This is a genomic window from uncultured Gemmiger sp., assembly GCA_944388105.1.
Classification (GTDB): Bacteria; Bacillota; Clostridia; order Oscillospirales; family Ruminococcaceae; genus Gemmiger.
The window spans coordinates 58818-65894 of record CALXHN010000001.1 but is presented as its reverse complement, the minus strand read 5'-3'; the positions used below and the strand labels follow the sequence as shown (position 1 = coordinate 65894).

The following is a 7077-nucleotide window of genomic DNA, read 5'->3' as shown; positions in this document are numbered from 1 at the left end:
GAGCTTTGTGTATTACCATGGTATGGACTATGCCGACGAATACCACGCCATGGTCAGCTTGTATGAAACGCCGGATGTGGCTGTTTTGCAGGCCTGGGGTGTGGACTATGTGCTGTTTGACAGCGCGGTGTATACCCGGTTCCAGGCTGATGAAGACTGGTACCGGCAGCGGTACACACTGTGGTACAGCGACGACGACCATCGGATTTACAAAATAGACTGACACAATAAGGAAAGCGGGCATCTGCTTTGACGGCAGGTGCCCGCTTTGGTTGATTCAGTTCATCATGGTCCAGCCGCCCACCTCGGAAAATCCGATACGGTGATAGATGCGTCCGGCGGCCGGGTTATCGTAAAACAAGCAGAGGAATGCCCGCCCCTGGGCAAAGCTGCGGCGGCAGAGTTCCGCCACCACCGCACTGGCATATCCGCAGCCCCGCGCCTCCGGGCGGGTGGCTACTCCCACCACCATGGCGCTGCGGCTGCTGGCAGCGGTGGTCTGGGCCGTGGAGACGAGTTGCCCTGCCCGGAAAGCGCCCATCATCATGCCGCCGCATTTCCAGCACTGAGCCAACTCTTCCCTCTCCCTGGCTTCTCCATGGTAGGAATCGGCAAATTCTTCAATACCGCGCAGCAGGTCCAGCGTCTGGTCCAGATCCTCCGGGCCCAGTTCCCGCACCGTAATACCGGCAGGAGTTTGTCCCGCAAAAGCAGGGTCCACAGCGTTGCAGCGGCTCATATAGGTGAGTTTGCTGCTTTTCCCGGGGAAATACGGAGCCAGACGGTCCAGCAGTTCCTGCTTGCCGCTGATCCCCCGCACCTTGCGTTCCCGCAGAAATGCGGCTGCGGCCGCCGCGTTGTAATCAGGATTCCGGCTGTACAGGATGTAGCTGTCAAAATATTGCAGGACCAAGAAATCCCAGCCCCGGGGGCCCGGTTCCACCCATACCTGTACGGGAGGCTTGTCCACCCCCACCGTTTCCACATCGCCATAAATGAAAAGGTTGATTTCCGGTTCAGCCGCAATATAATCCAGTACGGCTTGCCGGTCCGCTTCGGTACAGCGCTGCATCAGGCAAATCTCCTTTCGGCACCGCCGGTACGGGCGGTTTACTTTTTGTGCGTTGCCCGCTTTTTGGAGGTCTGGCGGGAAGGTGTTTTGCGAGGCGGATTCTTCTTGCTGGCCGGTTTTGGCTGGGGACGGATGCGCACAAACTGGATGGGGTTGCCATTGGCCAGGATCCGCTCTTCCACTTCCAGTTCCGGGAAAGAGGCCAGAAAACGGTTGAGGCTCTTGGAACCAAAGTTACGCACGTCAAAGTCCGGATACCGCTTGATAAGCTGGTCCCCCACCCGGGAGGTGCGCACCCAACCGGTTCCGTCATCCATCTCATCGATCATACCGCGCACCAGCTTGTACACCGAATCCCGGTTGATGGCGGTATCGTCCCCGGCCGCGGCCATGGCAGCCGCCTCGGCGGCGTCGGTCACATCACGGGCGCCGGCGGTGTCCGGCTCATTGTGATCGCTGTGGTCCAGAATCAGGTCCAGATATTTGAACTGGTCGCAGGCCTTGACAAAGGGCCCCAGGGTCTTGCTCTCTCCCATACCAATAACCAGTTTGCCGGCCTCCCGCAAGCGGGCGGCCAGACGGGTGAAGTCACTGTCCGAAGAGACGATGCAGAACCCATCCAGGTTGCCGGAATAGAGCAGGTCCATGGCGTCGATGATCATAGCCGAATCTGTGGCGTTTTTGCCGGTGGTATAGCTGTACTGCTGCATGGGGATGATGGAGTTGTTGAGCAGCGCATCTTTCCAGCTTTTCAGCCGGGGATCGCTCCAGTCGCCGTAAATTCGTTTGGCCGCCGCCACACCGAAGGAGGCGGCCTCATCCAGAATGACCTTGACGTATTTGGGGGAGATGTTGTCGGCGTCGATGAGAACGGCCAGTTTCAGATCTTCCATCGGGGGCCCTCCTTACTTTTTACGGTCGAAATACATATACACCTGACACGGAATCATGCCGTTGTAAATTTTGCGGCGCTTAGTGGCTTTGCCGCCGAAGTGCTTCTCAAAATCGGCATCGGCGGTGATGGCATACAGACCGGCACCGGGATGGGCGTGCCACGCCTTGCCCAGCACAGCTGCCAGCGCGGCAGCTTCCGCAGCGTCTCCCAGCCGTTCGCCGTAAGGCGGGTTGGTCAGCACAGTAGCGCCATCCCGGGGCACGAAGTCCTTCACATCCGCCACCTCAAAGTGGCAGCGATCCCCCACCCCGGCCAGCTTGGCATTGGCAGTGGCCAGCGCCACGGCAGCGGGGTCAATATCATACCCGAAACCTTCAAAGGCTGCGTCCGGCTTGGCCTGTTCGATGGCTTTGGCCCGCTCGGCCCGCCAGACCTCCGCAGGGACAAAATCAAACTGTTCGGCGGCGAAACGACGGCGCAGGCCGGGGGCAATGTTCAGCGCCTTCTGGGCGGCCTCAATAACCAGCGTGCCGGACCCGCAGAAGGGGTCCTGCACCAAGGTATCCCGACGTACCCGGCCCAGGTCCGCAATGGCAGCCGCCAGAGTCTCCTTGATGGGTGCCAGGGTGGCGTTGCGGCGGTAGCCCCGCTTGTGCAGACCATCGCCGGAAGTGTCCAGCATCATCTCCACCGTGTTTTTGCGCAGGGCAAACCGCAGCTTGTACAGTTTGCCCGTCTCGGGCAAGGTATTGGTGTGATGGCCGGCCATCAGCCGCTTGACCACTGCCTTTTTCACAATGCTCTGGCAGGCGGGCACGCTGGACAGCTGGCTGGACAGGCTGGACCCCTTGACCGGGAACTGGGCATCTGCGGGGATGATCTCCTCCCAGGGGATGGAGTAAACGCCGTCAAACAGTTCGTCAAAGGTGGTGGCCTGCCAGGTCTTGAGCAGCAGCAGGACCCGCTCGGCGGTGCGCAGATTCAGGTTTGCGGCAGCGATGACGGAAGCATCGCCCTCAAAAATCACACGGCCATCGGTGACTTGCACGTTCTGGGCACCGATGCGGCGCACTTCAAAGGCCAGGGTGGACTCGGTGCCAAAAAAACAGGGAGCGACGAGGGTGTAGGTAGTGGGCATGAGACATCCTTTCGTTGTATGAGGAAACAACCATAGCACGGGCCATCCCGCGCCATGCAAAAAAGGCAGGCCGCACCGCCCGGCCGGTTGGACCAGGCTGTACAGGGCCTGCCGCTGTGTGCGGTTAAGGTTTTGGGAATCAGCGCCGACGAGAATAGCCGCCGCGGCGGTTTTCGGTCACACGCTTGAGGTCCGCGATCTTTTCCTCGCTCTGGGACTTGTACCGCGCCATCATATCCTCGAAGCTGAGATTCCCCTGCGGCTGCGTGGGTTTGGGCTGCCACACGCGGGGCGGGGCTTCGCGCTTGGCACGCGGAGCCGAACCCTGCTGCCGCTGCTGGTGGGCACCGCCCTGCCGTGCACCGCGTTCGGGTGCGGGCTGCGTGCGTTTGATGGACAGCGCGATCTTGCCGTCCGGCGCAATGGACAGAATTTTGACCTTGACAGTCTGACCATCACTCAGCACGGCAGACAGATCCTGCACGTACTCGTACGAGACCTCGGAAATGTGGACAAGGCCGTTCTTGCCTTCCGGCAAAGAGACGAAAGCGCCAAACGGCTTGATGCCGGTGACTTTGCCTTCGACGATATCCCCAACCTGAAATGCCAAACTATGATACCCCTTTTTCCGGCGAACCCCATGGGGTCCCGCCTGTTTTTATTTCAGAAAAGAGCCAACGCCCTTTGCTGTTCGGATTATTTGCCGCTGATGTCTCTCCAGATGCGCTCGTTCGGCTTGGAGTAACCCTCATCGCGGGCGATGCGCTCAATGATGGCGTCTTCCCCATCATTCAGCGTGCGCTGCAGTTCCTCGTTCTGGGCCAGCTGGACGTCCAGCTGCGCCTGTACGCCGACCAGTTCCTGCTGCTTTGCGTTGATGGCGATCTGGCAGCGAACCAGACTGTAAACCAACGAGGCACACAGGATCAGGATAAACAGCGGGAGCAAACGCCGCAAGAGTCCGTTTTTTCGGGTCATGTCTGCTCCGCCTCCTTTGCAATGTCGGATATAGCAGATTTATGCAGAATCAATTATATAATATTTTCCTCTGTTTTTGCAACTGTTTTTTCCGCTTTGTTACTTTTTGTGTGCTTTTTTTCGCTTTCAGGGCGATTTTTGTCTGTTTTTTTGTCACATACAGCCGCCGAAGATGCACAAAAGGTGCCGCGGCTGCGTCCTGCACACGTTGGGCCGCAGTCAGGACAGCCCGTCCCAGACGGTTTGCCAGCGCGTGCAGGGTCCCGGAAACAGCTCCGTGCCATGCCAATGCGCCTGCCCCCAGGCCAACAGCCATATACCAGCGTGTTCCACCGCCGGCCGAGGCTGAGGCCGCAAACCCGCACAGCAGGACCGCCGCACAGGCGAAGGCCAGCACGTCCCATACAAAGCACAAGAAGCGCCCGTTGCCCAGAAGGATCCCGGCCACATCCCGTGCTGCGGCCAAAAGCAGCCCCAGTCCCAGGCACCACAGCACGTCCCGCCCAACAGCCCAGAGAGCCGGAGCCGCCGCCATCAGCGCAGAAGGCGGGCCAGCAATCCCCCGCTGCTTTCCCGGTTTTCGGCATACTGCAGGAATTCGATCTTTCCGGTAATGTGCACCTGCCCGGTGCGCACCGAAAGTTCTCCGATCTGGATGCCCTGTCCGCCGATGGTCAGGTCCCCTTGGGCCGTTTTGAGCAGGGCTCCGTTTTCATCACAGCTGACAATACGGGTCACCCCGGTGACAGTCAGGCGGGCGCGGTCTTCCAGCTGGAGGGTGTGGGATTTGAAAGCCGTGGTTTCCGGCGCCGGCAGAATAGCGGTCTGGCTGGTTTGTTCTGGCATAGAAAAAGCCCCCTTGGTGCGGTATGGTAAAACATATGCACCAGGGAGCCGGGTTATGCCCCTTTTATGGGGCAGGCCGGAAAGTTTTTTCAGCCTTCCAGCACTTCGTACAGTTCACGGGCAACGTCCTTGCCCTTGGGTTCGTCCACCGAAAGCACACGCACCTTGACCGGGCGGTTGCCGAAGGTGATTTCGATCACATCGCCCACCTTGACCGCGTAACTGGCCTTGGCAGGCTTGCCGCCCACCAGGATACGGCCGGCATCAGCCACTTCGTTGGCCAGAGTGCGGCGCTTGATCAGGCGACTGACTTTGAGATATTTATCCAAACGCATGGGTGGGGTTCCTTTCCGCAGAAATGATAAAAAAGACGCCTGCCGGGCCAGACAGGCCGGCGGCAGGCGATGCGCTGAAGCGCTTGATTACTTGACGGCGTCCTTCAGGGCCTTGCCGGCGCTGAAAGCGGGCAGTTTGGAAGCGGGGATGGTCATGGGCTCACGGGTCTGGGGGTTACGGCCCTGGCGTTCCTTGCGCTCGCGCACTTCAAAGGTGCCGAAGCCGACCAGCGACACTTTCTCGCCATTCTTCAGAGCATCGGTGATCACATCCAGCGTGGCGCTGACAGCCTTCTCGGCGTCCTTCTTGGTCAGGCCGGCATTGGTAGCGACGGCGGCGATCAGTTCAACTTTGGTCATTGTTTATACCTCCAAGTGATTTATATGCCAAAAGCGGGTCCTCGAATAGTCACAGTTCCGCCTTTAGACGGTTTGGTTCGGGGTGTTTTGCTCAAACGAATCGTTGTACCGGGACAAGGCCTGCTCCGGATCGATCCCGGCTGCCCGGGCCAGAGCCACTGCCTCAAACAGCAGCTGTCCCACAGCCTGCTCGGCATCCGGGCCTTCCTGCGCAGCGGTCTGCGCAAGACGGGCCAAAGCTTCAGGTTCAGGGACCGGCATCTTTGCGCCATGCTTGGCAGCACGTTTCTGCAATTTGGCGGCACGCATCAATGCAGGCAGCGCACGGGGCACACTGGCCAGATCCGCTGCCAGGGTGGTCCGGCCCTTTTCCATATTCTTGAGCGTATCCCAGTCGTTTATGCCTTCGGAGCCGGTTTGCGGGCCAAAAATATGCGGATGGCGCCAGATCAGTTTCCGGCATACACCGTCACAAATCTGTGTCCAGCCACCATGGCCCTGTTCTTCCTCCATGCGGGCATGAAACACCACCTGCATCAGCACATCACCCAGTTCTTCACACAGAAGTTCGGGGTCCTGCAGGTCGATGGCATCCACCGCCTCGTAGGCTTCTTCCAGAAAGTTCATCCGGATGGATTCATGGGTCTGTACCCGGTCCCACGGACAGCCGTTTTCGGGATCACGGAGAATGGCAATGATGGCCACCAGATCATCGGCCGTATATGGGGATTTTTTCGGATATTCGATCATGTTCTTTCCTGAGGCGGCGAAAAGCGCCGGATTTCTATTGTACAACAGAATTTGAATTCGTCAAGCAAATTTTACAGCTGTGCACCGCAATGGTTGCAGAACAGCGCATCCACATCCACCTTGGCGTTGCAGACGGGGCAAACCTTGGTGAGGTGGCTCTGGGTCTCCTCTTCCTCATCCTCATAGGATTCGCCGGCTTCGTCGGCAGCCTCGGCGGTATCGGCCATATCGGTGGCCTGGGCCGCAGCTTCCTCTGCCTGAGCAGCCTCATCGGCGGTCATGCGGCCTTTGATCTCCTCAATGGCTGCTTCGATGGAAGCGATATGCTCAATATACTTATCCACCAAGGGCTGGTTTTCCTCGCCGGACTTATGCAGGGTATACACCAGAGCGCCGAGCTGACGCTGGGCCTTGGAAAGCTGGGTCTGCTGATTGATCAGGTCCAGCTGGTTTTTGCCCTTATCGGCCAGGTCCAGCGCGGTCTTTTTGGCGATATCAACAAACTGCATGCTCTGTTCTTTGATCTTGTCAAAATCGAGTTCAAACGTCATGGGAAACGCACCTCACATTCGTATGATACTGGGGCGGGCCATGCCCTGCACGACCCGTTGCTATCTGCATTATAGCCGATTGCGCCGCGCTTTGCAATCTGAAAACCGGCGAAAATGTTACGTTTTCGTTAATATTTGCCAGTATCAGCACA

At 58.7% G+C, this 7077-nt stretch carries 12 protein-coding genes; 1 reads left to right on the top strand and 11 read right to left on the bottom strand.

Translation table 11 applies throughout. The features are described from left to right. Positions 1–223 (top strand): hypothetical protein (locus tag Q0K17_RS00325; protein ID WP_294538424.1); only part of this gene is annotated, 223 nt, incomplete at its 5' end. Positions 224–277: 54 nt separating this feature from the next. Here Q0K17_RS00325 and Q0K17_RS00320 read toward each other — a convergent pair. The 11 genes from Q0K17_RS00320 to Q0K17_RS00270 form a co-directional block, all read right to left on the bottom strand. Continuing rightward, positions 278–1072 carry a GNAT family N-acetyltransferase gene (locus Q0K17_RS00320; protein ID WP_294538422.1) on the bottom strand — a complete coding sequence of 265 codons (795 nt, stop codon included), beginning with the start codon at positions 1070–1072 and terminating at the stop codon, positions 278–280. Between the two features lie 38 nt (positions 1073–1110). Beyond that, a complete protein-coding gene (locus Q0K17_RS00315; RefSeq protein ID WP_294538420.1) occupies positions 1111–1965 on the bottom strand; it encodes an NYN domain-containing protein in 855 nt (284 codons plus the stop codon). Positions 1966–1977: 12 nt separating this feature from the next. After that, positions 1978–3105, bottom strand: a complete 1128-nt coding sequence (locus Q0K17_RS00310) for a class I SAM-dependent RNA methyltransferase (protein ID WP_294538418.1) — start codon at positions 3103–3105, stop codon at positions 1978–1980. A 139-nt stretch (positions 3106–3244) separates the two neighbouring features. Then, positions 3245–3715: a S1 RNA-binding domain-containing protein gene (locus Q0K17_RS00305; RefSeq protein ID WP_294538416.1), complete on the bottom strand. Its 471-nt coding sequence runs from the start codon at positions 3713–3715 to the stop codon at positions 3245–3247. Positions 3716–3801: 86 nt separating this feature from the next. Beyond that, the gene (locus tag Q0K17_RS00300) at positions 3802–4083 is read right to left on the bottom strand and encodes a septum formation initiator family protein (RefSeq protein ID WP_294538414.1); all 282 of its coding nucleotides are present in this window, start codon (positions 4081–4083) and stop codon (positions 3802–3804) included. 49 nt (positions 4084–4132) lie between these two features. Continuing rightward, positions 4133–4399 carry a hypothetical protein gene (locus Q0K17_RS00295; protein ID WP_294538411.1) on the bottom strand — a complete coding sequence of 89 codons (267 nt, stop codon included), beginning with the start codon at positions 4397–4399 and terminating at the stop codon, positions 4133–4135. A gap of 218 nt (positions 4400–4617) precedes the next feature. Then, positions 4618–4929 carry a YabP/YqfC family sporulation protein gene (locus Q0K17_RS00290; RefSeq protein WP_294538408.1) on the bottom strand — a complete coding sequence of 104 codons (312 nt, stop codon included), beginning with the start codon at positions 4927–4929 and terminating at the stop codon, positions 4618–4620. Positions 4930–5018: 89 nt separating this feature from the next. Next, positions 5019–5264 carry an RNA-binding S4 domain-containing protein gene (locus tag Q0K17_RS00285; protein WP_294538405.1) on the bottom strand — a complete coding sequence of 82 codons (246 nt, stop codon included), beginning with the start codon at positions 5262–5264 and terminating at the stop codon, positions 5019–5021. Between the two features lie 87 nt (positions 5265–5351). Continuing rightward, positions 5352–5624 (bottom strand): HU family DNA-binding protein, encoded by a 273-nt coding sequence (locus tag Q0K17_RS00280; RefSeq protein WP_294538402.1) that lies wholly within the window; start codon positions 5622–5624, stop codon positions 5352–5354. Between the two features lie 63 nt (positions 5625–5687). After that, positions 5688–6374 carry a YabN family protein gene (locus tag Q0K17_RS00275; RefSeq protein ID WP_294538399.1) on the bottom strand — a complete coding sequence of 229 codons (687 nt, stop codon included), beginning with the start codon at positions 6372–6374 and terminating at the stop codon, positions 5688–5690. Between the two features lie 71 nt (positions 6375–6445). Next, complete coding sequence (locus tag Q0K17_RS00270) at positions 6446–6925, bottom strand: zinc ribbon domain-containing protein (RefSeq protein WP_294538396.1); 480 nt, start codon at positions 6923–6925, stop codon at positions 6446–6448. Positions 6926–7077: the final 152 nt, after the last annotated feature.